Annotated in this window: 22 protein-coding genes and 1 tRNA gene; 8 read left to right on the top strand and 15 right to left on the bottom strand. The window is 64.1% G+C overall.

The genetic code is table 11. The features are described from left to right. Nucleotides 1-279: 279 nt before the first annotated feature. The 13 genes from FQV27_RS01965 to FQV27_RS02025 all read right to left on the bottom strand — a co-directional run bounded on the left by FQV27_RS01965 (nucleotide 280) and on the right by FQV27_RS02025 (nucleotide 11,503). On the bottom strand, nucleotides 280-2,601 hold the full coding sequence (locus FQV27_RS01965; RefSeq protein ID WP_246132964.1) for an AAA family ATPase: 2,322 nt from the start codon (nucleotides 2,599-2,601) through the stop codon (nucleotides 280-282). Continuing rightward, nucleotides 2,598-3,365 carry a PD-(D/E)XK nuclease family protein gene (locus tag FQV27_RS01970; RefSeq protein WP_147096144.1) on the bottom strand — a complete coding sequence of 256 codons (768 nt, stop codon included), beginning with the start codon at nucleotides 3,363-3,365 and terminating at the stop codon, nucleotides 2,598-2,600. The genes FQV27_RS01965 and FQV27_RS01970 overlap by 4 nt, the downstream gene beginning before the upstream one ends. Next, the gene (locus tag FQV27_RS01975) at nucleotides 3,352-3,753 is read right to left on the bottom strand and encodes a hypothetical protein (RefSeq protein WP_137457468.1); all 402 of its coding nucleotides are present in this window, start codon (nucleotides 3,751-3,753) and stop codon (nucleotides 3,352-3,354) included. Before FQV27_RS01975 ends, FQV27_RS01970 begins: the two co-directional genes overlap by 14 nt. Beyond that, nucleotides 3,750-3,956, bottom strand: coding sequence for a DUF6511 domain-containing protein (locus FQV27_RS01980; protein ID WP_147096145.1), 207 nt, complete (start codon nucleotides 3,954-3,956; stop codon nucleotides 3,750-3,752). Before FQV27_RS01980 ends, FQV27_RS01975 begins: the two co-directional genes overlap by 4 nt. Next, nucleotides 3,949-4,212 carry a hypothetical protein gene (locus tag FQV27_RS01985; RefSeq protein ID WP_147096146.1) on the bottom strand — a complete coding sequence of 88 codons (264 nt, stop codon included), beginning with the start codon at nucleotides 4,210-4,212 and terminating at the stop codon, nucleotides 3,949-3,951. Before FQV27_RS01985 ends, FQV27_RS01980 begins: the two co-directional genes overlap by 8 nt. Beyond that, on the bottom strand, nucleotides 4,209-5,897 hold the full coding sequence (locus FQV27_RS01990; protein ID WP_147096147.1) for a DEAD/DEAH box helicase: 1,689 nt from the start codon (nucleotides 5,895-5,897) through the stop codon (nucleotides 4,209-4,211). Before FQV27_RS01990 ends, FQV27_RS01985 begins: the two co-directional genes overlap by 4 nt. Nucleotides 5,898-5,911: 14 nt before the next feature. Then, on the bottom strand, nucleotides 5,912-6,544 hold the full coding sequence (locus FQV27_RS01995; protein WP_147096148.1) for a hypothetical protein: 633 nt from the start codon (nucleotides 6,542-6,544) through the stop codon (nucleotides 5,912-5,914). 101 nt (nucleotides 6,545-6,645) lie between these two features. Further along, nucleotides 6,646-7,521, bottom strand: a complete 876-nt coding sequence (locus FQV27_RS02000; protein WP_147096149.1) for an ATP-binding protein — start codon at nucleotides 7,519-7,521, stop codon at nucleotides 6,646-6,648. Continuing rightward, nucleotides 7,521-7,817 (bottom strand): hypothetical protein, encoded by a 297-nt coding sequence (locus FQV27_RS02005; protein WP_147096150.1) that lies wholly within the window; start codon nucleotides 7,815-7,817, stop codon nucleotides 7,521-7,523. The genes FQV27_RS02000 and FQV27_RS02005 overlap by 1 nt, the downstream gene beginning before the upstream one ends. 38 nt (nucleotides 7,818-7,855) lie before the next feature. Then, nucleotides 7,856-8,050, bottom strand: coding sequence for a hypothetical protein (locus FQV27_RS02010; protein ID WP_090734972.1), 195 nt, complete (start codon nucleotides 8,048-8,050; stop codon nucleotides 7,856-7,858). Nucleotides 8,051-8,134: 84 nt separating this feature from the next. Then, complete coding sequence (locus FQV27_RS02015) at nucleotides 8,135-8,857, bottom strand: RNA polymerase sigma factor (RefSeq protein WP_147096151.1); 723 nt, start codon at nucleotides 8,855-8,857, stop codon at nucleotides 8,135-8,137. A 99-nt stretch (nucleotides 8,858-8,956) separates the two neighbouring features. After that, nucleotides 8,957-9,202, bottom strand: a complete 246-nt coding sequence (locus tag FQV27_RS02020; protein ID WP_147096152.1) for a hypothetical protein — start codon at nucleotides 9,200-9,202, stop codon at nucleotides 8,957-8,959. A gap of 93 nt (nucleotides 9,203-9,295) precedes the next feature. Next, entirely contained in the window at nucleotides 9,296-11,503 is a 2,208-nt protein-coding gene (locus tag FQV27_RS02025; protein ID WP_147096153.1) for a hypothetical protein, read from the bottom strand. A gap of 33 nt (nucleotides 11,504-11,536) precedes the next feature. Here FQV27_RS02025 and FQV27_RS02030 point away from each other — a divergent pair, with 33 nt between their 5' ends. The 7 genes from FQV27_RS02030 to FQV27_RS02065 all read left to right on the top strand — a co-directional run bounded on the left by FQV27_RS02030 (nucleotide 11,537) and on the right by FQV27_RS02065 (nucleotide 21,447). Next, nucleotides 11,537-11,788 (top strand): hypothetical protein, encoded by a 252-nt coding sequence (locus FQV27_RS02030; RefSeq protein WP_147096154.1) that lies wholly within the window; start codon nucleotides 11,537-11,539, stop codon nucleotides 11,786-11,788. Between the two features lie 308 nt (nucleotides 11,789-12,096). Beyond that, entirely contained in the window at nucleotides 12,097-12,552 is a 456-nt protein-coding gene (locus FQV27_RS02040) for a DUF2924 domain-containing protein (RefSeq protein ID WP_147096156.1), read from the top strand. After that, on the top strand, nucleotides 12,549-13,874 hold the full coding sequence (locus tag FQV27_RS02045; protein ID WP_147096157.1) for a recombinase family protein: 1,326 nt from the start codon (nucleotides 12,549-12,551) through the stop codon (nucleotides 13,872-13,874). Before FQV27_RS02040 ends, FQV27_RS02045 begins: the two co-directional genes overlap by 4 nt. Nucleotides 13,875-13,951: 77 nt before the next feature. Beyond that, nucleotides 13,952-14,272 carry a hypothetical protein gene (locus FQV27_RS02050; protein ID WP_425467930.1) on the top strand — a complete coding sequence of 107 codons (321 nt, stop codon included), beginning with the start codon at nucleotides 13,952-13,954 and terminating at the stop codon, nucleotides 14,270-14,272. Nucleotides 14,273-14,427: 155 nt separating this feature from the next. Then, on the top strand, nucleotides 14,428-17,646 hold the full coding sequence (locus tag FQV27_RS02055; protein WP_147096159.1) for a type I restriction-modification system subunit M: 3,219 nt from the start codon (nucleotides 14,428-14,430) through the stop codon (nucleotides 17,644-17,646). Next, entirely contained in the window at nucleotides 17,639-20,734 is a 3,096-nt protein-coding gene (locus tag FQV27_RS02060; protein ID WP_147096160.1) for a type I restriction endonuclease subunit R, read from the top strand. Before FQV27_RS02055 ends, FQV27_RS02060 begins: the two co-directional genes overlap by 8 nt. Beyond that, complete coding sequence (locus tag FQV27_RS02065) at nucleotides 20,734-21,447, top strand: M48 family metallopeptidase (RefSeq protein ID WP_147096161.1); 714 nt, start codon at nucleotides 20,734-20,736, stop codon at nucleotides 21,445-21,447. The genes FQV27_RS02060 and FQV27_RS02065 overlap by 1 nt, the downstream gene beginning before the upstream one ends. A gap of 293 nt (nucleotides 21,448-21,740) precedes the next feature. Here the strand turns inward: FQV27_RS02065 and FQV27_RS02070 are convergent. Then, nucleotides 21,741-21,830: transfer RNA gene (locus FQV27_RS02070), tRNA-Ser, on the bottom strand. Nucleotides 21,831-21,928: 98 nt separating this feature from the next. On the opposite strand from FQV27_RS02070, the gene trpB reads away from it, so the two are divergent. Beyond that, nucleotides 21,929-23,158 (top strand): tryptophan synthase subunit beta, encoded by a 1,230-nt coding sequence (gene trpB, locus FQV27_RS02075; RefSeq protein ID WP_147096162.1) that lies wholly within the window; start codon nucleotides 21,929-21,931, stop codon nucleotides 23,156-23,158. A 418-nt stretch (nucleotides 23,159-23,576) separates the two neighbouring features. On the opposite strand, the gene FQV27_RS02080 is transcribed toward trpB, so the two are convergent. Next, the gene (locus tag FQV27_RS02080; RefSeq protein ID WP_147096163.1) at nucleotides 23,577-23,981 is read right to left on the bottom strand and encodes a hypothetical protein; all 405 of its coding nucleotides are present in this window, start codon (nucleotides 23,979-23,981) and stop codon (nucleotides 23,577-23,579) included. Nucleotides 23,982-24,193: the final 212 nt, after the last annotated feature.

Here is a 24,193-nt window from a genome sequence, read left to right on the forward strand (position 1 = left end):
GGTACGGGGCCGCCGTCGTCGGATCGGGAAGCACAAGGGAGCGTCACGGCGGCGCGCGCGGCTGACCCGGACGTATGGGAGGAGTGGCCAACCCTGTGGGGTGGCCCTCCCATACGTAGTATGGGGGTTTGACACCTAACTGTTCCGAGGCGTTCAAGTGGCTGAAATCATTGCGGAATAAGACTTCATGACGTCTTCGGGCATGAGTTATGGACCTAACTCTTATTTGCCCGTAACCCGTTGATTTCATTGAGTGAACAGTTGGCGCTGTCATATGAGTCAGGCCTCACTCATATGAGTTAGGTCGTCCTCCAGCCCCTCCGGGTAGACCCAGACGGCGGGGTTTTCGACCTGCAGGCAGAGCCCGGATTGGGGGCATTTGAAGTGGCTGGGCAGGACCGGACGGGCGGTTGTGGTGACCTCGCCGGTGGCCGGATCGACCTCCTCGACGGGCGCGCCGAACTGCATGCCCTCGACGCAGAGATAGCCGAACCGCGACCGGGTGACGGGGAAGCCGAATCCCGAGGGGTCGCGCAGGAACTTCACGAAGCCCTTGGTCGCCAGCACGCTGAGGCGCTCGCGGATGGTGTGCTTGCTGCCCAGCCCGCCTCGGTTCTCGAAGGTCTCGGCGAACTGCATGGCGGTGTAGAGGCGCTCGCTCGCCGCCTCATCCAGCAGCATGCCGAGGATGACATCGTGCTTGCGCAGCCGCTCGGCATCGAGCTTGGCGCCGACCTCCTTGCGCACCAGACGCTCGTTCAGCGGGTTCAGCTCGACCCATTCGCCTTTCACCTTGTCGATCAGCTTTCCCGGCAGCGCGGGGCCATTGCGCAGCTCGATCTCCAGCCTGCGGACGCTGCTGTCCTCGTCAGGCCGGTGCATCAGCAGACCCGAGGTGTAGAAGCCGCGCAGCGCGCTTGCGCCGGAGAGCGCGAGGAAGGGATCGTCCTTGACCTGATGCTTGCTGGCCTTGCGGGTGTGGTGGGCGAGGATGACGCCCGCGTCCGGATTGACGGCATCGCGGAGAAGCTCCACCCGGTCCTTCAGGAAGAACATCATGGCGGTGTTGTCGTTCTCGCCGCCCCCCTCAGGTCCGCCGTCGAAGAGATTGCGGATCGGGTCGATGACGATGATGTCGGGCGGCGCGTCGGCGAATGCGGCCCGGATCGCCTCGGCCACGCGGGCAACGCCCTCCGCGTCCAGCAGCAGCTTCAGCTTCGGTGTGGCGATGAAGGTGTCGCGCGCGGCGGCGATCACGGCGGCGGGCAGCGCGATCTGCTGCATGCGCTCGCGCAGATAGTGATACTGGATCTCGGCCTGCAGATAGAACACGCGCAGCGGCCGGGGCGGCGTGAAGCCGAGGAACGGCACGCCAGCGGCCATGTGCACCAGCCATGAGATCAGGAAGTCGCTCTTGCCGACCTTGGGCGCGCCACCCAGCACCAGGAGACCGCCCGGCGTCAGCACGCGCGGCCCGATGACGTCCTCGGGCATGGGGCTCGTGTCGTCGAGCAGAGCGCCGAGGCTGAAGGTCCGCAGCGGGCTGGCCGGGGCATTGGCGTGGGCTGCGCGCAGGAGCGGCGGACCGTTGCGCTTCACATGCAGCTCCCAGAGCCGTTCGGACTCGGCCATCAGCCGATCGAGCGGCCAGGACGGGCGCAGCATGGCGGCGTTGTAGCCGCAGATCGCCTCCCAGCCCGCGAAGGGGTCGAGGCGGCCCTCGTGTACGAGGCGCACGTAATGGCCGATGGCGGCGCTGGCCCCCTGGAAGCGCGACCAGTCGTCGACCGCGCCCTCCCGCACCGGTGTGGTGAGCACAGCGTCGATGCCGGGCTTCGCGGTCGGCGCGGCAACGTCGCTGGCGAAGCCCACGCCCGGCAGCGGCGGCATCTCGGCGACCTTTTCGGCGAAATCCGCAAGATCTACCTCGACCGCGCGATGTTCGCGGATCTGCACGAGGCGCTGGTGGCCGTGCTTGTGATAGACGGTGCCGGGCACCCGGATCGGCTGGTGCGCCGAGCGGAAATGCGTGTCGCCGCCGACCTTCACGGCGATCTCGCCGCGCAGGCGGCAGAGGGTGGCCAGATCCTCGCCCTCGGCGGGTTCGGTCAGTTGCCACCAGACATGGAGCTTCGCCGCGCCCTCGGGCGTGCGCCCGCCGCTTTCGATGATGAGCGTCGGCGCGCCGAGGTGGCGGGTGACATGGTCCAGCTTGGCCGGGATGTCGCCCGCGTCGAGATCGACCACGATGGCCTGCATCTGCAGCACATCGGCGGCGCGGGCCTGCCCCTGCTCGGCGACCGTGCCGGGGATGACATAGACGGCGGCGCCCTCGCGGTTCGCCCACGCGGCGAAGGTGGCGAGCTTCTCGGTCGCGGTCTCGTCGGCCGGGATCCAGATGTTGTGGGGCTTGCCGTCCCGGCCCTGACCCTTGTCGACGAAGCCGCGCAGCGGGATCAGCCCCTCGCACCAGCTGAACACGGTGTCGAGAAAGAGGACGATCTGCTCGGGGTCGGGGTCGCAGCCGAAGGGGTTCTCGGACGGCGGCCCGTCGTTGAAGTCCATCCACGGGTTGAAATGCAGGATGCCGTCATCGCTCATGCCGGCAGCCTCCAGCAGCGCTCGGACCACGGGCAGAAGCGGCATTCGAAGAAGTCGGGCGTGGTGGCGACGCGCGGCAGAAGCTCGCCCGCGTCGGTCGCCTGCAGGATCCGCACGCCCCGGTCGGACATGCGCTGCGCGAGATCGGCGTCGAAAGGCACCAGCTCATGGTGCATCTCGGCCGTGTCCTTGTTGATCGCGGTGAACACGGCGGGGGCGGCGCTGATGCCGGGCACGCTGGTTTCCATGTAGGCCTGATAGACCGCGATCTGGGCGGCGTAGACCGGCTTCGACTTGGTGACGCCGTCCTTGACGCAGGCGCGCCAGTTCTTGGCGTTCATCGTCTTGCATTCCCACAGTGCGGGAACGGCCAGACCAAAGCCTTCGGGCCCCGCAGCGATGATGCCGTCGACATGACCGCGGATGCGTCCGCCCGCGACGGAGAACCCGAACTGGCCGCCATCTGGCCGGTTGCCCTTGCGCGTGTAGAGGTCGAAGCCCGCGCCGAGCAGCCAGGCGACCGCCAGATCTTCGAGCGCATGGCCGATGGCGAAGATGCGCAGCGATTGGCCGCTGAAGTCCTGGCCCTCGTCCTTTGGCGTCGCCGTGAACTCGAACTGAAGGGCGCGCTCGCAGGCATGGCCGAGGCGGGATCCGCCGAGATAGTCGCGGGGCGGCCGCGTGGCCTGATCGGCGGTGAGCGCCTGATCGACGGCGGCGTTGACCCGGTCGGCGAAGCTGGGGCGGCGGTTATAGTCCAGCATGCTGGCCTCCCTCGTAGCTGCGGTGGGCGAGCCCGTGGCAGGTCGAGCAGAGCCATTCGACCGAGAGCGGCGCGTCATAGTCGTGGTGATGCGCTTCGAGATCGGTCACGCAGCCGCAGCGCTGACACCAGACCGGCACGACGATTCGACAAGCCTTGACGGCACGCCTGACGATGCTGTGGGCCCGATATTTCTCGGCGTGGCGGAGGCGATAGCGACGCTGCGCCTCCCGATGCTTCTCGGGGTTCCGGAATTTCTGCGCATAGGCGCGCTGGTATTCCCGGCGGCAGTCGCGGCACCAGGACTGCCGACCATCGGGACTGAGCCGGCGGCGTCCAAACTCGCAGACGTCCTTCTCGACGCCGCATTTCGTGCAGAGCTTGGTCAAAACGGCACCTCCGGCGTCTGCACCCGGGCGATGTCGGACATGGCCTCGCGGAAGCCATCGACGGCTTCCTCGATCAGCGCGCGCACCTGCGCCTCGGTGAGTTCGGCAAGCGGGGTGGCCCAGCCGATCTCGTCCATCAGCAGCGCCACGCGTTTCATGGTGGCGGTGACGGCGGCGCGCTCCTCCTCGGTCAGGTCAACCATGGCGAGACGCTCCCGCGCCAACCGCGTCCAGAAGGACTGGCAGGGCATCGAGCAGAACCAGACCGATGGCCGGGGCCGCCCCGTGCGCGGACGCGCACATTTCGATGAACGTGGCGGCGAAGCCGCCGGGCGGTGCGGATCGGACCAGCCAAAACCACGGGTGGGTTGCCGGCAGACAGCACAGAGCGTTCCACGCGGATGCCAGATCCGCCGCCGGTCCTCGGCCTTGATGGGGGTGCAGGTAGACATGGGTCATGCCGCCCTCCGTTCGGGGCTGGCCGCGCTGTCGATCAGCTGCCGGATGGCGCGCTTGTTGAAGCCGAAGGTCATCAGCGCAGAGGCGCGGTAGCGCGTCAGGCCGAAGTCATGGCGGCACTCGGGCGGCAGGTACTGCAGCTGCTTTTCGGTCGGCGGCTGGCGCAGCCAGGAGCGGGTCTTGAAGGCGCTCTCGTCGGTCTCGTGGGTGTTCAGCCAGTCGTCGGCCTGCGCGAGGCAGACCGTGCGCTCGCCGACGCCCAGCAGATGCGGGCGTTCACCTTTGGCCCCGCCGATGGCGTACCAGACCCCGTCCAGCCAGAAGATGCCGCCCCAGGCTGCGAAGCCAGTGGCCATCAGCGCATCGTCCGTGCCGTAGAGGTCGACCCACGCGAAGCTGGACCGCTTCAGCAGGTCGATCTCGGTCATCATGAAGCCCGAGAGCGGCGCGGCAGCCCCGCCTTCGCCCGCATCCAGATCCTCGCGGGGGAACGCCTCACCGCAGAGCGGGCATTCTGTGGCGGCCAGCGGAATCTCCGCCTCGCAGGCCGGGCAGATCTTCGTCGGCGCATCGCCGGTCTCGGTCTTGCCGTCGAGATCGACATCCTGTTCCAGCGTGCCGTGGATCAGGCTCGAGGTGCCGAAATCCAGGACGACGCAGTCGGTCTTGACGATGCCGGGATGTTCCTCGGGATCGACGGTGCGCAGCCCGCGCCCGACCATCTGGATCATGGTGGACTTGTAGGAGCTGGGGCGAAGCAGCACGACGCAGGAGGTGGGCGGGTGATCCCAGCCCTCGGTCAGAACCGCCACGTTGACCACAACGCGGATACCGCCCGACGCGTAGTCGGCGAGGATCGCCTTGCGGGTCTCGGCCGCCAGATCGCCGTGGATCAGCGCGGCGGAAACGCGCGCCGCCCTGAAGGCGTCGGTGACATGTTCGGCGTGCGCAATGGTGGAGCAGAACACGACGGTCTGCCGCTCGCCCGCCTTCTCCTTCCAGTGCCGGATCACCTCGTCGGTGACGGGCGCGCGGTCCATGATGCCCGCCACTTCCGCCATGTCGAAATCCGACATGGTCTTGCGGACCGAGCGCAGTTCGTCCTGCACGCCCACGTCGATGACGAAGGTGCGGGGCGGCACCAGATGGCCCGAGGCGATCAGCTCGCCCAGCCGCACCTGATCGGCGACGTTGTCGAAGACCTCGCGCAGGCCCTTCTTGTCGCCCCGGTTCGGCGTCGCCGTGACCCCGAAGATGCGGGCGTCGGGATTGGCCTCCCGCACGCGGTCGATGATACGGCGGTAGCTGTCGGCGACGGCATGGTGCGCCTCGTCGACGACCAGCAGGTCGAGGCGCGGCATGTCGGCCAGGTTCGAGGCCCGCGCCAGCGTCGGAACCATCGCAAAGGCGACCTGGCCGCCCCAGGATTTCTCCGTGGCGTCGATGACCGATGTGGCGACGCTCGGCACCACGCGCTGGAACTTGGAGCGGTTCTGCGCGGTCAGCTCGTCGCGATGGGCGAGCACGCAGGCCTTGGCCCCGTCGCCGATCATCTCGCCGGTGACCGCCGAGAGCATGATGGTCTTGCCCGCACCGGTGGGCGCCACGCCCAGCGTGTTGCCGCGGGAAGCGAGCGCAGCCACGCTGCGCTCGACGAAGGTCTTCTGGCGGGGGCGCAAGCGCATGGCCGGTCTCCCCCTTACTGCGCCCAGCTCGGCCGACCGGCGGCGCCGGGGGCGGACGCGGGCTGGCTGGGCTGGCTGGGCTGGGTGGCGGTGGCAGGCTGCTGCGCGGCGTGGCCCTGCGCCGGGGCGGCGGTGAACTGCGGCGCGACCGTGCCCATCAGCGCGGCGTAGTCGCGATGGTCGGGCGTGACGGCAGCGCGGATCTCGTTCTTGTCCTCGCCGTTCGTGTCGGTGCCGATGTCGATGCGGGCGATGAACTCGACGCCGTCGAGATCACCGAAGCCGTTGATGCGGCGGCGCGCCTGCGCTTCGGGCGAGTTGTCCTTGTCCGACACGCCGCGCGCCGAGTTCAGGATGCCGCGGATCAGGCCGCGCCCGATGTTCGCCCAGTCCGGGCCCTTCGGGCTGTAGAGGCCGATCAGCGACCAGACCTTGCGGCGGGCATAGGGCCCCTCGAGCACCGTGTATTCGGCGTCGAGATAGACGGCGCCGGTGGCGGCGCGGCGCGCCCAGCCGCCTGTCCAGCCCTGCGAGGGGTCGTCGAAGCCGCCCGGGCGGAGCGTCAGGCGCACCTTGGCAAGCGTGCCCTTCGGGATGACGTTGGTGTTGGATTGCGCGGAGTTGAAGTCGTTCCAGGGTCCGGACATTGCGCGGCTCCTTTCAGTTGGAGGATGGGACGCGCAGCGGCGTCAGAGGGGAAAAGCCACCCCGGCGGCCGGATCGGGACACCGGGCGTGGCGAGAGGCGCTCAGCCATGGCTGGGCTCTTGCGCGGGGGCGGGATCGGCCGGGGTCACCGGCGGCCAGGTCAGGCGTTCGGAGGCAGGCGCCGCGGGGCGCTGGATCTTCTCCATCAGCTGGCCGAGATGCGGGGCCTCGACCCTGTCGAGGCGACCGGAGCGGTCCTTGGCCGGATAGCCCCAGGGGTTCAGCGTCTGGCAGACGAAGGCGCGCTGCGGCTGGCCGCCGGGGTCCGGGATATCGGCCATGGTGATGACCTGATCGACGATGCCCGGCAGCTCGAGCCCGGTCTTGCTGCCGTCGATCTGCGGCTGAAAGACCTTGCGATTGAAGTCGTCGAGCCTCTCGTCGAGGATTCCAACGAACCAGACATGCTTGCCGCGCGTGTGCTGCAGATGGGTCAGCCAGCCGATCATCTCGCGGCCGTGCAGCCCGTAGGCGCCACGGATGTCGGGCTTGCCGGTCTTCTCCGAAAACGCCTCGGGCTGGCCGCGGCACCACTGGAAGCAGAGCCGCCCGGCCACGGTGATCGAGTCGATGAAGACGGTCTCGTACTTCCCGATCACCTCCGGATCGCCGTAGCGCCCGCAGACCTCGTCGAAATGCGCCTGGCTGTAAGGCTGGTCCTCGCGCAGCGCCGGGTTCGGCCCGCCGATGAACACCGCGAAGTCGCGGCATTCCTTCCAGGTGCGGGGCCGGAGCGTGTCGATCTCCAGCCCCTCGACCGCGAGGTCGCCAGCCTCGAGATCAAGGAAGAGCGTGGTCGAGGCATTCAGCGTCCAGAGCAGGCTGGTCTTGCCGATGCCGGACCGGCCGAAGATGACGCCCTTGATGCCCTTGCGTTGCGCGAGCCGTTCGTCGGCGCCGATGATGGGAAGGGCCATCACTGGCACTCCTTCTTCATCACCGCCGTGGCGGCGCGATCTGCGCCGATGCACCCCGCCTCGCGGGCGAGCTTGTAGAGGCGCTTCAGCGCGTCGGCGCGGCGGTAGGCGGCCGAGCTCTCACGCTCCGCTTCCACGATCGCGAAGGCGATCTCGTCGACGGTCGCCTCGACGACCGGCAGCGGCTCGCGCGGCTCGTCACCGGCGCGCTGCGGGAAGGCGATGGTTTCGGGGAGGTCTTCGAGCGCGTAGCTCGCCTTGCGAAGACGGGTGATGTCGTCCGGGTGGTCCGGCATGGCTTTTCTCCGTGAGATGAGGTGATCGAGGAGGCGCATCACGCGGCCTCGCGGACGTCGGGCGCGGGCTCGGCGACGTAGATCGCCAGCAGCGGCGTCCCGTCGGCATGGGTGCCGGCGTCCTCGATCTGATAGTTGCGGTTGGGCTCGCAGACCTCGGTCAGCTCCCAGCGGCGATAGAGCCCCGGAAGACGCCTGAAATCCTCGAGCGACAGATCGGCAGTGCGGTTCATGCGTGTCTGCTTTCGGTTGGAGGGAAGGCGCTCGGGGCGCTCGAATGGGAAAAGCCACCGGCGGGACCGGATCGGGACATCGGTTCAGGGGATTTCCTCGAGGGCGTCGTGCAGCCGGCGCATGGCGCGCTGGTACCGCTTGCGGGCGGCGGCCTCGGTCAGGCCCAGTCCGACCGCGACTTCCGCCTGCGAGAAGCCTTCGATGGCGACGCGGATCACCAGAAGGGCGTCATCGCCGAGCAGCTTCCGTACGGCGCCGCTCAGCCGTGCGTAACCAGTGGCCCCGATCCCGCTGTCGCCGCTGTCCGCCACCTCTTCGGGGTCGGCGCCGCTGGCGAGATATTCGCGTGCCTGGTCGCGCTGGCGCACGCGGATCATGTCGCGCTCGACGTTGCGCAGCACCGTGGCCGCGATCCAGTTGACGCGTCCGAGGTCGAGCCCGCGGACCGCCTCGGTGGTGCGCGCCAGAACATCGGACGCGATCTCGTCGGCGGCGCCGAGCCTGCGCCAGATCGACCGGCGCCGGATGGCGTCGAGGCCGGGCCAGAGCGCCAGCAACAGCAACGTCAGCGCGCAGTCGGACGCGGGCCCGTCGCCCTGCGCCGCTTCGACCAGCGCGGAGAGGATCACGTTCTTCTGGCCATGATCGCCGGGGGTGCGATGCAGCCCGTCCAGCAGGGCCGCCGGATCCCGGAACGCCGAAAGGGCTGCCTGTTCACGCCGGACGGCGTCGAAACTGCGCTGGAAGTGAAGGTTCGTGGATGAATGCATGAGGTGATCACGGATCTCGTGCCACGCGAAGGACATCGGACGCCTGCCTTGCGGCCAGGCGTCCGGCGCCTTCTCGTGGCCAGGTCAGGACGTCGCGCGTCTCTGCGATTTCAGGGAGTTGGGTGAATGCGCGCGTCAGCGCGCGGGTGCGGTCGCGTTGTTCAGCGTGCCGCAGCCGCGGCAGGTGGCCTGAACCGGAAAGCCCACGAGATACTCGTGCCCCCGCGCGAAGCGCAGGTGCATGCGGCCGTCCCGGCAGACGCCGAGCAGCTTGTCACAGCGCGTGCAGCGCCATTCCGAGTTGTGGGTGGTGGGCTTGGTCTTCGCGACGCCGGGCCAGCTCGTCTGGGCTGCCTGGCGCGGGGGGAAGGGAGTCGGCATGGAAGTGCTCCTCTGATCGATGGAGCACTCCCATTGGCCTGAAGAATCGGAGCCCGTCAGACCCCCCAATCGGAGCCGGATCGGAGCCAGCTGTCAGATAGCGATCTCCCAAGGCCCTTTGGCGCCGAGACTTCTCAGAAAGTTGGCCTTCAGCTTGTCCCACAGCGGCTGCTTGAAGATGTTCGACAGGGACTGGTCTTCGGCGATTCCTTTGACAAGATCCTTGGTCGTCATTGGCATCGGGCCATTGTTGTGGGCATCGACCAGCCGCTGAATGATCTTGATCCTGTTTTCGCCCTTGATGTCGATGGTGCCTTTCCCTGGCACGAAGAGGGTCGCGATGTCATCGCCGCTACGGGTGAGTCCGACCGTCATGCCTCCACGGGCCAATATGCGATGTCGCCGAAACACGGACCGGAGCTTGTCTGCGACCAACGCGATTTCGGACTGTTTATCGTCGATCTGATCCGCAAGCGGCGTCAGGACGTTTGCCGCCAAACACGGCCCGGAAGCCTTGCCGGCCTGAAGGACCAGTCCGATGCCGAGGTTGTGGCGCGCCCGAAGTTCCGTATCGACGGCCGACCGGACCCTCTCCCGGTCGAGACCACGCGCAAGGTAGATCGGAACATCGCCGCCATCGACACTGAGCGTTCCAAGGTAGAGGAGATGATCGGTCAGCTTCTCGATCGCAGGCGCATCCAGCACTTGTTCGAGACGTGCCTTCAGGTGTTGCGCGACCCAGCCGTCGCGCACCCGATATATCCTGTAGCGATCCGGGTTACCCGCAGACGTCGCCTGTCCCTCGGTGACCTTGAGGTCGGCCACCTTACGGTCGCCATCCTCCGCATCTCCGTTATCGACCCGAACGACCACTTCGGCCGCGACCGGACCGACCTCGTCTTCATCGTCGATCAGGTCGTCGCCTTCCCAGCCGGCGGGCACGAGAAAGCCCAGATCGTTCAGGAGGCCAGGATCGACACCGCGAGATTGGAGCCATGCGCCGGTGACCCTGTCAGCTCCGATATCCCATATGGCCAGCAAGGCGGGCATGACAGCCATGCTCTCCTCATCGCCCGGTGCACGGCCATCACGGAGGATGTTCCAGTGTCTGAGCAAGCGATGCCCCAGAACGCGCTCGAATGGGTCGTCGATGCTGAGAAGGCTGCTGGTGTTGCGGTCGGTGAGCGTGAAGTTGAGGGTTTGCGCCTCATCTCGTCCCGCGCGGAAATACCGGACCGCAATCTCGACGAAGCGGATTGCGAGCGCCCGCTCGAAGATCCTCGGAAGGCCCGGATGGCTGTCGATGATCTCTGAGATGTCCTGGTCGATCGTGGTGGAAAGCGAGAGGCGGTTGGCGAGATTGCCGATGCTGATGTCAGCGCGGATCACCTGCGCGCGGTCGATCACCACGTCGTCGAGTTCCGGCGGTTCAAGATCGAGCCCCTGCAGGAACTGCGAAATGTCGTAGGCCTGAAAGTCGACGGGCTGGTTGGAGTAGGTCTGCTCGAGAGCAGTCTCGATGAAGCGTTCGGCGACCGTGTGCCTGAGCTTTCGGTTGCCGGCACGGACATGGACCCGCCCGGTCGATGGCGTGTAGACGATCATCGCCTCTCCGGGCGGCCGAAAATAGATGCTCGACCGATTGCCCTCGTCATCGATCTCACGAACGCTTGTGGGCGGATCGGGATGGAACAGCAGGTACATCTCCGCCGCCGGTTCATCGCCATCCTCGGGGATGTCGAACTTGTCGATGCTGTAGCCGTCGCCGCGATCGAGACGCTTGTTGAGATCAACCAGAAGCTCTTCGAGCAATGCGCTGCCGGCGTCCGGGCCCCCGTCGACCGAGGGCTCGGCCATGAAGGTCTGGTAGTGCTTGTCATAGCGCCGGTAGAGACGCAGGTGCAGGCTGTTCTCCGCCGCTTCGAACAAGCCATGCTCGTTGGCGAAGGCCCACAGGCTTCGCGCGAGCTTGTCCCGCCGGTTCAGAAGTTCCTTGGCGCGGTCCGGTTCAAGCGTGGTCGTAGCGAGACCTTGGAGGACGTATTCGCCGCGGTCGCTCGCAATTGTGACGATCCGGGCTGCTTCAGCTTCGAGCGGGCCCAGCCGGTCCTTCTTTTCCTTCGGCAGCATATTCCTCGCTGCTGTCGGACCGTCCGGATCGTCGGGGTCGAACTTGTAGGTCGCAAGCCAGGCCAACCTCTCGAAAGCCTTGCTGTTGAGAAATCCGGACAGCAATTCGGGCTCTGCATCATCGAAAAGCCGAGAAAGATTGGGGCAGGTTTTGGCCGGGACGCGTACCATTGAAGTCTCCGAGAATTCTGACTTGCGCTACTGATGGCGATCGTGGCGCCGTGCTCGGAGCTTGATACTGCGATGTCGCCTACGGAGACCGAGGGCAACGTCGCCTTTTCGCCGGACAGTTACGTCCACAGAGGCGAGATTGACGCGCGCATCCTCGATCCGCTCCAGGAGATGGTGACCGATCGGAGTTGCTTTGCGCGTCATGAACTTACCTCAATGAACTACTGCTCTCGACTGATTCAACTCGCGATTGTTGCCGACCAATCGGTGATCGGCAAGCCCTGATGTTCTCTCCCTGTTCGCATTTCCGGATCCCGCCCACATGAGATGTCCCATCCCGGGCGGCCGGGTGGCTTTTGATCGGTAAGTACCACCGATCACGGCTACCAAGACATGAAACGCCCCAATCCGCTCCCGCCCGACCAGATGACGCCCGCAGAACGCCGCGCCGAGCTGTGTGGTCTGCTGGCGCTCGGGCTGGTTCGGCTGCGGATGCGGGATGAGCGGGAAGTATCTGACGATACTGGAGAACGTTGCCTACACTATCCGCCCGACCGATGCCGTCATGCAACTCCAACTCACCGGAGAAATGCATGAACAAGCTCGATCCCATCCCCGCGCGCCTGGCCGCGCTCAAGACCACGCCGACGCCCGACTTGAAGCAACAGTGGCGCGATCTGTTCGAAAGCGAGCCGCCGCCGTTCAACCGCCGCTATCTCGAAAGCCGCATCGCCTATCGCATCCAGGAACTGGCCTATGGCGGGCTGAAGCCGGAGACGATCCGGCGCCTTGAGCGGCTGGGCGAGGAACTGGACGGCGGCGACAGCAAGAAGCGCAGCATCCGCATCGATCGCGACCGCCCGATCATCGGCACGCGGCTGCTGCGAGAATGGCAGGGCGTCGAGCAGATCGTCACCGTCACCGCCGATGGCTTCGAATGGCAGGGGCGGCCCTACAAGTCGCTGTCCGCCATCGCCCGCGCCATCACCGGCACGCGCTGGAACGGGTGGGTCTTCTTCGGCCTCAAGAACCACAGGGGGCGGACATGACGAAGCCGCCGGAAAAATCGAAGGTCGTCCGCAAACTGCGTTGCGCGGTCTACACCCGGAAATCCTCCGAGGAAGGGCTGGAGCAGGAGTTCAACAGCCTCCACGCCCAGCGGGAGGCCTGCGAGGCGTACATCGCTAGTCAGCGGTCGGAAGGCTGGGTGCTGGTCCGCGATCAGTATGACGACGGCGGCATCTCCGGCGGCACGCTCGAACGCCCCGGCCTGAAGCGGCTGTTGGAGGACATCGAGGACGGGCTGGTCGATGTGGTCGTGGTCTACAAGATCGACCGGCTCAGCCGCTCGCTGGCCGACTTCGCCAAGCTGGTGGAGGTGTTCGACCGCAACGGCGTGACGTTCGTCTCAGTGACGCAATCGTTCAACACGACAACGTCCATGGGGCGTCTGACGCTCAACATCCTGCTCTCGTTCGCCCAGTTCGAACGCGAGGTGACGGCCGAGCGCATCCGCGACAAGGTTGCGGCCTCTCGGCGCAAGGGCATGTGGATGGGCGGGGTGCCGCCCTACGGCTACCGCGTCGAGAACCGGAAGCTGGTGGTCGACGAAGACGCCACCGCACATGTGCGCTGGATCTTCGAGCGCTTCCTCGAGATCGGGTCGTGCACGGAACTGGCGCGGGAGGTCGGCACGCGCGGCATCCGGACGCCGCGCGACAACCGGATCGACAAGAAATACCTCTATCGGATGCTGTCCAACCGCGCCTACATCGGCGAGGCGGTCCACAAGGGCGAAAGCTTTCCCGGCGAGCACGACGCCATCATCGACCGCGAGACGTGGGACCATGTCCACACGATCCTGCAGGAGAGCCCCCGGAAGCGCGCCGCGCGCACCCGAGCCGACACGCCCGCCCTCCTGAAAGGGCTGCTGTTCGGCCCAGATGGCGCGGCGTTCTCGCCGACCCACACCCGCAAGGGCGACAGGCTCTACCGCTACTATGTCAGCCAGACCGTGCTGAAGCATGGCGCCGGGTCGTGCCCGGTCGGCCGGGTGCCCGCAGGCGAGGTCGAGGCCGCCGTCATTGACCAGCTTCGCGCCGTGTTCCGCCAGCCGGAGATTGTCGCAGGGACTTCGAAGGCGACGCGTGCCCACTCCGGCGACATCACCGAGGCCGACGTCTGCGCAGCCCTGCAGCAGCTGGACCCGCTGTGGGACGAACTCTTCCCCGCCGAGCAGGCGCGCATCGTGGCGCTGCTGGTCGAGCGCGTGGACATCGGCACGGACGGGCTCAACGTGCGCCTCCGCGTCGACGGGCTCGGCGGCCTCGCTCGCGAGATGCTGGCCGGCGATATCGGAGAAGCAGCGTGACCCGCGGGTCAGCGATCCCCGAGACGATAAGTCTCCACGTCCCGTTCCGCGTGGTGAAGCGCGGTGGGCGGAAGGAGATGCAACTCCCCGACGGGGCCACGCCATCGCGGCGGACCGACAACACGCTGGTCAAGGCGCTGGCGCGTGCGTTCCGATGGAAGCGCATGCTAGAGTCCGGCGAATTTGCGTCGATTTCCGAGCTAGCTAAGAAGGAGGGTATCGCCTTCACCTACATGGCCCGCGTCCTGCGCCTGACACTGCTGGCTCCAGACATCGTTGAGGCGATCCTGGACGGAAGGCAGCGGCCGGAGGTGACACTGGCGCGGGTGCTGGAGCCGTTCCCGGTCGAGTGGATGAGCCAAGGCGCTGCCTTCGAGCCCTACCACGAACACTCGTAGCTGCCACACCGTTCTCGCAACGTAAGCCACTGGCACTCCATGGCAGTTGGCTCTGGAAGGCAGCCCTCTCGATCGCTACTCTGGCCCGGAAAATCATAATCACCCCGAAGAGCCCTTAACGGCCTTCTTCGACGACATCGGGCTGAAAAGACGCAATGGCAGTTAAGAAATCAGATCTGTATTCCTCGCTCTGGGCATCATGCGACGAACTGCGCGGCGGAATGGACGCGAGCCAGTACAAGGATTACGTCCTTTTCATGCTCTTCATCAAATACGTTTCCGACAAGTACGGCAACAGCGATGATCTAGAGCCACCAATCATTATCCCTGAAGGCGCCAGCTTCGAAGACATGGTGGCGTTGAAGGGAAACCCGAACATTGGCGATCTGATTAACACGCAAGTCATCCAGCCGCTTGTTGAATCCAACGAGATGTTGGCGCGGACGGACTTTCCTGACTTCAACGACCCCAACAAGCTCGGTGAAGGCAATGACCGAGTGCAGCGCCTCACGAATCTCATCGCGATCTTTGAGCGCCAAGACCTAAACTTTGCGAAGAACCGAGCCGACCACGATGACATTCTAGGCGATGCCTATGAGTATCTGATGCGGCACTTCGCGAGTGAAAGCGGGAAGAGCAAAGGGCAGTTCTACACCCCATCTGAGGTCAGCCGCATTATCGCGAAAGTAATCGGAATTTCGTCAAAGAATACGGTCGCCGGGACGACCGCCTATGACCCGACATGTGGGTCGGGCTCGTTGCTGCTCAAGGTCGCTGCCGAAGCTGGTAAGCGGATCACCCTCGAAGGTCAGGAAAAGGACGTGACCACGGCCGGTCTCGCCCGCATGAACATGATCCTGCACGACTTCCCCACCGCCAAGATCATCGCAGGCAATACCCTGACGAGCCCCAAGTTCCTCGAGGGGCAGCGCTTGCGCACATACGACTATGTCGTCGCCAATCCACCATTCTCGGACAAGGCCTGGAGCACCGGCTTCAGCTACGACGACGACGGTGCGATCACGGACAGGCACAACCGGTTCGAGTGGGGCGCGCCGCCCAAGAAGCAAGGCGACTATGCATACCTCCTCCACATCATCCGCTCGATGAAGAGGACCGGAAAGGCCGCCTGTATTCTACCCCATGGCGTGCTCTTCCGCGGCAATGCCGAGGCCGACCTGCGCGAAGCGCTGATCAAGTCGGGCTATCTCAAGGCGATCATCGGTCTGCCGCCGAACCTCTTCTACGGCACCGGCATTCCGGCCTGCATCGTCGTGCTCGACAAGGAAAACGCCACGGCCCGGCGCGGGATCTTCATGATCGACGCATCTAAGGGCTTTCGGAAGGATGGGGCGAAAAACCGTCTTCGCGAGCAGGATATCCACCGCATCGTGGACACATTCCGCAAGGGGGCGGATGTCGCTGGTTACGCGCGCATGGTGCCATTCGACCAGATCGCCGACCCGCGAAACGCCTTCAACCTGAACCTTGCCAGGTACATCGACACGTCCGAACCCGAGGATATTCACGACATCGACGCGCACCTTCAAGGCGGGATCCCGAAGAGGGATATCGACGCTCTGGAAGGCTGGTGGGAGGTCATGCCCGGGCTTCGAGGGGAGCTCTTCTCCGACCTCCGGCCCAATTACCTCTCGCTGACGCGACCGACTGGCGAGGTGAAGGCCGCAATCGAGGAACACGCTGAGTTTCAGGCCTTCACAACCGCGGCGTCAGGCACCTTTACGGCCTGGCGGACGAGGACGGATACGGCTTGCCGGGCCTTCGCCCCCGGCGACCAGCCGAAGGAGCTGATCGAAACCATCTCGGAGGACCTGCTCGAGGCCTTCCGCAAGGTGCCGCTGGTCGACCCGTACGACGTGTACCAGCACCTGATGGACTACTGGGCAGAGGCGCTGCAGGACGATGCCTATGTCATCGCGGCCACTGGATGGGTCGCCGGTGCCAAGCCACGCGAGATCGTCAAGCGCAAGAACAAGGACGGCAAGCTCGCCTGGCCAGAGCCGGGCGACTACGTCATCGGGCGGCGGCGGTTCACGTCGGACCTGATCCCGGCCCGCCTGATGGTGGCGCGGTTCTTCGCGGCCGAGCAGGCCGAGATCGATGCGTTCGACGTGCGGATTGCGGAACTGGAGCAGGACCTCGCCGAAAAGCTCGAAGAGGGCGCTGGCGAGGATGGACTGCTGGCCGAGGTGATCGAGGGCGAAGGTGACAAGCAGAAGATCACCGTCAAGGCGCTGAAGGCCCGGCTGAAGGAGATCGGCCGCGACCCGGACATGGCCGATGAACGGCAGGCGCTTGAGGCCTACCAGAAGGTGATGACCGCGCTCGACGCCAAGAAGAAGAAGCGCAAGGCGGCGGACGATGCCCTATGGAAAATGGTGCACGACCGCTATGGCACGCTGACCGAGGACGAGGCCAAGACGCTGGTGGTCGCGGACAAGTGGCTCGACACCATCGAGGCCCAGGTGACCGACGAGGTGGCGCATGTGGCGCAAGCCCTGTCCACCCGCGTCAAGGGGCTGGCCGAGCGGTATGCCATGCCGCTGCCTGAGCTGGAAAAAGAAGTACAAGCTCTATCCGCCCGAGTGGCTAAGCATCTGGCTGCAATTGGCGCAACCACTGGCCAGGCAAGGCAGCAAGCGGTTATTGGCCTGCTTTCTGGAAAAGTCAGGCTTCCCGGATTCTCTGAGCCGTGGCGGAAGGTGAAACTCGGTGATCACGTCGCATTCATTCGTAATGGTGTTCACTCTCGTGCCCAGCTGACAGTGAATGATGCAGTGCGGAACCTCCACTATGGGGACATTCACGTAGCCTCATCCATTCGGCTTGACTTGAGAAATGCGAGTATGCCGCGTCTGCCGTCGGCGGAAGCATCTCGCCTCGCAAGGCTTCAAGATGGCGATCTTGTCTTTGTGGATGCCTCCGAGGACCTTGCGGGTGTAGGAAAGTCTCTGGAAATTACTGGCGCTGAAGAAATCGAGGCAGTTGCCGGCCAGCACACAATCGCAGCACGCTTCGACAAGGACGTAATCGTCGATGGGTTTAAGGGCTACTTGCAGTACATACCTGATTTTTCGTCACACCTTCGCAGATTGGCGGCGGGTACAAAGGTCTATGCAACCAATAGGAAACACATTGCTAGCGCTGAAATCGAACTCCCCGATCCAGACGAGCAGATTGCAATAGCAAATGTGTTGTCCGACATGGACGCCGAAATTGCAGCTCTCGAGGCTCGGCTCGACAAAAGCCGGATGCTAAAGCACGCGATGATGCAGGCGCTGCTCACTGGCGGGGCGGGTGCCGAGAGTGAATCCGAAAGCGCTCAGATGCAACTGGTTGCCGCCCATGCCTGAACGCCCCCGCAGCGAGCGAGTCACGCAGGACCGTCTTACGGCCCATATCACAACGCCAGAGGACGAGGGCGGTCTTGGCTACCGGAACCTCGGCGATTGGTCGGGCCGCCCGGGCAACCGTTGTGTCGAGCCTGATCTGCTGCGGGCAAACCTCTCCGCCCGCGGCTATTCCGATGATGAGATCAACGCCGCCCTGACGCGCCTGATGCAGGCGATCGAGGTGACCGGCACCACGCTCTATCAGGCCAACCTCCGCACCTACACGCTCCTGCGCTATGGCGTTGACGTGCAGACTTCGGTCGCCGCCCCGCACAAGACGGTGCACCTGATCGACTGGGAGAACCCCGCCGCCAACGACTTCGCCCTCGCCGAGGAGGTGACCCTGAAGGGTGGCCACGAACGTCGCCCCGATCTGGTCGTCTACCTTAACGGCCTCGCCGTCGCGGTGATCGAGCTGAAACGCTCGTCCGTCGAGATCGGCGACGGCATCCGGCAGCTGATTTCCAACCAGGACGAGATCTTCAACGCGCCGTTCTTCGCCACCGCGCAGCTTCTGCTGGCGGGCAGCGATGCGCAGGGTCTGCGCTACGGCACGGTTGGAACGCCCGAAACGCTGTTCGTCGATTGGCGGGATGAGGACCCGCCCGCCGGAGACCTGCCTGCCGGCGCGCTGCTGGACCGTCCGGTCGAGCAGATGCTGCGCAAGGACCGGCTGCTCGACCTGATCCGGAACTTCGTGATCTTCGACGCAGGCATCAAGAAGGTCCCCCGGCAACACCAGTTCGTCGGCGTGAAGCTGGCGCAGGAGCGGCTTGCAAAGCGCGAGGGCGGCGTCATCTGGCACACCCAGGGGTCCGGCAAGAGCATCCTGATGGTGCTGCTGGCCAAATGGATCCTCGAACGCGAGCCGGATGCCCGTGTGCTGGTCATCACCGACCGCGACGAGCTCGACAAGCAGATCGAGGGCGTGATGCGCAACGCGGGTGTGGTCGCCGCCGATGCGCCATCGCCTCGGGTCACACGCCGCGACGAGTTTGTGAGCTGGCTGGGCGCGCCGTCGCCGCGGCTTATCTGCGCGCTGATCCACAAGTTCGACACGACGGAGCTGACAGGGCCGCCACCGCGCGTCACCGGCCGCTTCTACGTGTTCGTCGACGAGTGCCACCGCACCCAGGGCGGCGACATGAACAAGCAGATGAAGCGCTGGCTCGAGGGTGCCATCTTCGTCGGCTTTACCGGAACCCCTTTGCTGCGGAAGGATCGGCAGACCACGCGCGAGGTCTTCGGCACCTACATCCACACCTACAAGTTCCAGGAAGCGGTCCGGGACAAGGTCGTGCTCGACCTGAAATACGAAGCGCGCGACGTGCCGCAGCGCATGACGAGCCCGGCCGCAATTGACGCCTGGTTCGAGAAGAAGACGAAGAACCTCAACAACTTCCAGAAGGCCGTGCTGCGGAAGCGCTGGGCCAACATGGAAGAGCTGCTCAGCGCGACCGAACGGAAACGCCGGATCGTCGCCGAGATCGTCCAGGACTTCGATCTGAAGCCGCGGTTGAGCGACGACAGAGGGACCGCGATCCTTGTCGCGGCCTCAATCCGCGACGCTTGCGAGTTCTATCGCGAGTTCCAGAGCACCCGGCTCGGGCCGCATGTGGGGATCGTCACGTCCTTCGAGCCGAACCACAATGCGATCTCGAGGGAGCCCGCCAACAGCGACGAGCGGTACAAGTACGACACCTACACGAAATTCGTGCTGAAGGGCGGCCAGAGCACGACAGCCTATGAGGCCGAGGTCAAGCGGCGCTTCATCGAAGAACCCGCGAACATGAAGCTGCTGATCGTGGTGTCCAAGCTGCTCACCGGCTTCGACGCGCCGAGTTGCAGTTACATCTACCTCGACGACAAGCTGCGGGACCACACGTTGTTCCAGGCGATCTGTCGGACCAACCGGCTCGATGGCGACGACAAGGATTACGGCCACATCGTCGACTTCAAAGAGCTGTTCGGCGACGTCCAGCACGCGATCGCGGTCTACAGCTCGGATGAGCTGGATGTTGATGAAGGGAGCGGCGGAGAAAACAACATCGAGATCAAGAATTGGCTCGAGGAAGGTAAGGCGCGCCTGGACGCGGCGCGGGAAGCGCTTCACTACCTGTGTGCGCCAGTGGCACCTCCGAGGGAGATCGAGCAGTTCTTGCGATACTTCTGTGGCGATGCCGGAGACCCGAACGCCTTGAACGAGACTGAGGCACTCAGGGTCTCATTCTACAAGACCGTCGCCTCCTTTGTCCGCGCTTATGCAGCGATTGCGCAGAATCTAGATGAAGCCGGGTATACCCCGTCTGAGCGGACGGCCATCCAGCGGGAAATTGACTTCTACACCGACCTCCGCGCCGCAATAAAAAGGCACTCGGGAGAAGAACTCGACATCAAGCCGTATGAAGCGGACATGCGGCACCTGCTGAACACCTATATTCAAGCGGACCCAGCGCAGACGCTTGGTGCACTGTCGAACGTTTCGCTAACGCAAGCCATCATCGAAACTGGCATCCACGACGCCATTGCCAAACAACTCAACGAGAAGGGCAAGCTGTCAAAGAAGGCTGTCGCAGAGGGCATCATAAACAATATCCGAAAGACTATTATTCGTGATCAGCTCACGGACCCGCGTTTCTACGATGAGATGTCCAAACTCCTTGAGGATTTGATCAAACAGAGCCGCGATAGTGCGGAAGCCTACGAGGCGTTTCTGAAAAAAGCGGAAGAGCTGGTTCGAAAACTGGCGGCGCGCGAAGCAGGTCCAGACTTGCCAGCCGGGCTCCACGGAAATCGTGAGGCTACGGTAGTGTTCAACAACCTCCAAAGTCTGCCTGCTGACAAGTTCACCTGTCCTGCCGATGAGGAACAAAGGGCGGAGCTCGCCCTTGAAATCGACCGGGCCATCCGCGAACACGCCCCTGCCGGCTGGAAGGGTGACCCAGTTCGCGAGCGGGAGGTCAAGAACGTGCTCTTCCCGCTCTTCGACCGAGATCGAGATGCAACCCTCGCGATGTTCGAGATCATCAAGAACCAACAGGGGTATTGATGGGAGAGTCCATCGAAATTGGAGACATCACAATCAGCGTGACCCGGAAGGACGTCAAGAACGTCCACCTGTCGGTCCACCCGCCGGACGGACACGTCACGCTTGTAACCCCTACTTCGACCAGGATCGATGTTGCGCGCGCATACGCGATCACAAGAATTGGATGGATCCGGCAGCAGCAAGAGCAGCTTCGCTCGCAGGCGAGGGAAGCCCCACGTTCATTCGTCGGTCGCGAGACCCACTACCTTTGGGGACGACGCCATCTTCTCCGTGTGACGGAGCTCGACGCCAAGCCTGAGGTAAAACTAGACCACCGCACGATCCATCTCCAGGTCCGCCCCGGAACTTCCCGCGACGGACGCGCCAAGGTGATTCACGCTTGGCATCTGAAGCTACTTCATGGCGCAGTCCCGCCCATCATCGACAAATGGGAACGCCGCATCGGCGTTAAGGTCCACCGCTACTTCTTGCAGCGGATGACAACCAAATGGGGAAGCTGCAACTCGAAGGCAGGCACCATTCGGCTGAACACTGAACTCGTGAAGAAACCGCGCGACTTGCTGGAGTATGTAATCGTTCACGAGATGGTCCATATTTCCGAGCCGACGCACAGCCCCCGGTTCTTTGCTCTGCTTTCTGAGCACTATCCGAGTTGGCCTGAAGCCCGGCGGGAGCTGAACGAACTACCCGTACCTCAACTCACTGGGAGCTGAGGTGACGACGGTTCCCCCGGAGCTGGTGCTGGTTCGATTTCCGTTCCTTCTTGCAAAAGGTCCTGGCATCGAAGTGCCGAGCTGCTGCCGAAGAATATCCCATGCAACTCATGCACTTACAGGCTCTACACCAAATCCGCGCAGTCGAGAGGTCCGGAGAATATCGGCCCTGAGAGACCGCTTCGGGGCCACCTGGCAGCAGGGGCAGTGCTGAGCCTCACCCGCATAACCCTCGAATACAACGAGAAAATCCGGCCGCAGCCGGATCGGGAGAACGCTTTCGCGGGGGCAAGTGGCGGAGGAGGTGGGATTCGAACCCACGGTAGGCTTTCACCTACGTCGGTTTTCAAGACCGGTGCATTAAACCACTCTGCCACTCCTCCGACGCGCATCTGCTAGCCTCTGGCGCGGAATTGCGCAAGCCCGGCTTGCCGGGCCTCTCGTGCTTCGTTACGACAGGCCGAACCGACAGGAGACGCGCATGACCGACCGTATCAACTCGATCAGCCAGGGGCCGGACAATCAGGGCCGCTTCGGGATTTTCGGCGGACGTTTCGTGTCCGAAACGCTGATGCCGCTGATCCTGGATCTGGAAGCCGAATATGAGCGCGCCAAGACCGACCCGTCCTTCAAGGCCGAGATGGATGATCTGTGGGCGCATTATGTCGGTCGCCCGAGTCCGCTTTATTTCGCCCCGCGCCTGACCGAGGAACTGGGCGGCGCGAAGATCTATCTGAAACGGGAAGAACTGAACCATACCGGCAGCCACAAGATCAATAACGTTCTGGGCCAGATCCTGCTGGCACGGCGCATGGGAAAGACCCGGATCATCGCGGAAACCGGGGCGGGGCAGCATGGGGTGGCGACAGCCACGGTCTGCGCCCGTTTCGGGTTGAAATGCATCGTCTACATGGGTGCCACGGACGTCGAGCGGCAAGCCCCCAACGTCTTCCGCATGCGGCTTCTGGGGGCAGAGGTGGTGCCCGTCACCTCTGGCAAGGGAACCCTGAAAGACGCCATGAACGATGCGCTGCGCGACTGGGTGACGAATGTGCGCGACACCTTCTACTGCATCGGCACCGTCGCAGGCCCGCATCCCTATCCGGCGATGGTCCGCGATTTTCAGGCGATCATCGGCCGTGAGACACGTGATCAGATGATGCGCGCCGAGGGCCGTCTTCCCGACAGCGTCATTGCCTGCATCGGCGGAGGTTCCAACGCGATGGGGCTATTTCATCCTTTCATCGACGACCCATCGGTCCGCATCATCGGGGTCGAGGCCGGCGGTCACGGCGTGGATGAGCGGATGGAGCACTGCGCGTCGCTCACAGGCGGGCGTCCGGGCGTCCTGCATGGCAACCGCACCTATCTTCTGCAGGATGAGGCGGGTCAGATCCTTGACGGGCATTCCATAAGCGCCGGGCTGGACTATCCCGGCATCGGGCCGGAACATGCCTGGCTGCACGATCAGGGCCGCGCCGAATATGTCTATGTCACCGACAAGGAGGCGCTCGCCGCGTTCCAGCTGCTTTGCCAGACCGAGGGGATCATCCCTGCGCTTGAACCGAGCCACGCGCTGGCGCATGTCCAGAAAATCGCCCCGGATCTGCCAAAGGATCACCTGATGGTGGTGAATCTCTCAGGCCGCGGCGACAAGGACATTTTCACGGTCGCGAAACATCTCGGCGTGGAAATCGACGCAGGCGGCTGATCCCGCGCCGCCTGTTCTGTCAGCGACGTGAAGCGATTTCCCGCGAGTTTTAAGACATCCGCGATCCACCCTGAATGGCATGGCGAAGAATACGAATGCGGGGCTGAGGTAGCTACCACGGTCGCCGATTCATCCGCCGACACCCGATCGGAGCCGACCGCGTCAAAACCTCGCTTCTGTGCTGAAGCCGCGTCAAAGTCGGTACATCTTTCCGACAAGCCGTCGCGGTTTTGGCCAGCGTCAGCTCCGAATCGCCGTCTCCCTAGACGACAAGAAAGGTTAGTCGCGGGCCGAAGACGGCGAAACGGAGAACTACACCTACGCGATAGCCCTACGAAATCGATGCATGCGCCTTCAGATCTCATTGCGCGGCAGCGCGAATGGACAGAAACTAGTGGTACGATGTCGGATCAGGAAATCACCCTGAAAAGGCGGTTCCACTTCGAACGGACTGCTCGAACCTGATCACGCCACGCATGCCGTCATGTTCGTTCATCCAATCGATCACCTTGCAGGCCGAGGCCGTGTAAAGGGCGTTCGCATTGCTAGCGGCAAGATGGCGGAATAGCCTTCCGTCGCTCGGCAACTCTGCCAGTTCAGTATCTCGGCAACCGATAATCGTACCATTCTTCACATCCAGATAGCGTTCGTCCCCGGAGATATAGACCGCGAGTCCCTCATCAAACCAGGCCGGAACCGCGCCCCCAATAAAACGGAGAACGCCGACCCGTTTGTGAAGCTCTGCATGAGCGACTTCATGCGCGAGGATCGGCACGGTCGCGCCGTCCGGGTACACAAAGACGAATGTGTTCAGGTAGGCCATAGCAAGCGGCCCCCTGCCGAACCCGTTCTGACAGGTCTCCGACAGGCACAAGAGCCATACTGGGTGCGATGCACGCTCTGGATAGAACCGAAGCACACGATCATTCGCCGCTTTTAGGTTTGTCAGTGCGGCGTTTACTTGCGCTTCGCTAGCAGCCTTGTCCACATACAAGCGTGGCGCGACGGACCGAAAGCCATAGCAAGCCGGGCAAA

It is taken from the genome of Paracoccus aurantiacus, from assembly GCF_007993065.1.
In the GTDB taxonomy this organism is placed as follows: Bacteria; Pseudomonadota; Alphaproteobacteria; order Rhodobacterales; family Rhodobacteraceae; genus Paracoccus; species Paracoccus aurantiacus.

Coding starts and splice junctions, on each gene's coding strand:
- FQV27_RS02060 (WP_147096160.1), top strand. CDS start 17,639: ATGCCTGAACGCCCCCGCAGCGAGCGAGTCACGCAGGACCGTCTTACG.
- FQV27_RS02045 (WP_147096157.1), top strand. CDS start 12,549: ATGACGAAGCCGCCGGAAAAATCGAAGGTCGTCCGCAAACTGCGTTGC.
- FQV27_RS01965 (WP_246132964.1), bottom strand. CDS start 2,601: ATGAGCGATGACGGCATCCTGCATTTCAACCCGTGGATGGACTTCAAC.
- FQV27_RS01995 (WP_147096148.1), bottom strand. CDS start 6,544: ATGTCCGGACCCTGGAACGACTTCAACTCCGCGCAATCCAACACCAAC.
- FQV27_RS02000 (WP_147096149.1), bottom strand. CDS start 7,521: ATGGCCCTTCCCATCATCGGCGCCGACGAACGGCTCGCGCAACGCAAG.
- FQV27_RS02010 (WP_090734972.1), bottom strand. CDS start 8,050: ATGAACCGCACTGCCGATCTGTCGCTCGAGGATTTCAGGCGTCTTCCG.
- FQV27_RS01990 (WP_147096147.1), bottom strand. CDS start 5,897: ATGCGCTTGCGCCCCCGCCAGAAGACCTTCGTCGAGCGCAGCGTGGCT.
- FQV27_RS01985 (WP_147096146.1), bottom strand. CDS start 4,212: ATGACCCATGTCTACCTGCACCCCCATCAAGGCCGAGGACCGGCGGCG.
- FQV27_RS02040 (WP_147096156.1), top strand. CDS start 12,097: ATGAACAAGCTCGATCCCATCCCCGCGCGCCTGGCCGCGCTCAAGACC.
- FQV27_RS02025 (WP_147096153.1), bottom strand. CDS start 11,503: ATGGTACGCGTCCCGGCCAAAACCTGCCCCAATCTTTCTCGGCTTTTC.
- FQV27_RS02005 (WP_147096150.1), bottom strand. CDS start 7,817: ATGCCGGACCACCCGGACGACATCACCCGTCTTCGCAAGGCGAGCTAC.
- FQV27_RS02020 (WP_147096152.1), bottom strand. CDS start 9,202: ATGCCGACTCCCTTCCCCCCGCGCCAGGCAGCCCAGACGAGCTGGCCC.
- FQV27_RS01970 (WP_147096144.1), bottom strand. CDS start 3,365: ATGCTGGACTATAACCGCCGCCCCAGCTTCGCCGACCGGGTCAACGCC.
- FQV27_RS02065 (WP_147096161.1), top strand. CDS start 20,734: ATGGGAGAGTCCATCGAAATTGGAGACATCACAATCAGCGTGACCCGG.
- FQV27_RS01980 (WP_147096145.1), bottom strand. CDS start 3,956: ATGGTTGACCTGACCGAGGAGGAGCGCGCCGCCGTCACCGCCACCATG.
- FQV27_RS02050 (WP_425467930.1), top strand. CDS start 13,952: ATGCAACTCCCCGACGGGGCCACGCCATCGCGGCGGACCGACAACACG.
- trpB (WP_147096162.1), top strand. CDS start 21,929: ATGACCGACCGTATCAACTCGATCAGCCAGGGGCCGGACAATCAGGGC.
- FQV27_RS02030 (WP_147096154.1), top strand. CDS start 11,537: ATGGCGATCGTGGCGCCGTGCTCGGAGCTTGATACTGCGATGTCGCCT.
- FQV27_RS02055 (WP_147096159.1), top strand. CDS start 14,428: ATGGCAGTTAAGAAATCAGATCTGTATTCCTCGCTCTGGGCATCATGC.
- FQV27_RS02080 (WP_147096163.1), bottom strand. CDS start 23,981: ATGGCCTACCTGAACACATTCGTCTTTGTGTACCCGGACGGCGCGACC.
- FQV27_RS02015 (WP_147096151.1), bottom strand. CDS start 8,857: ATGTCCTTCGCGTGGCACGAGATCCGTGATCACCTCATGCATTCATCC.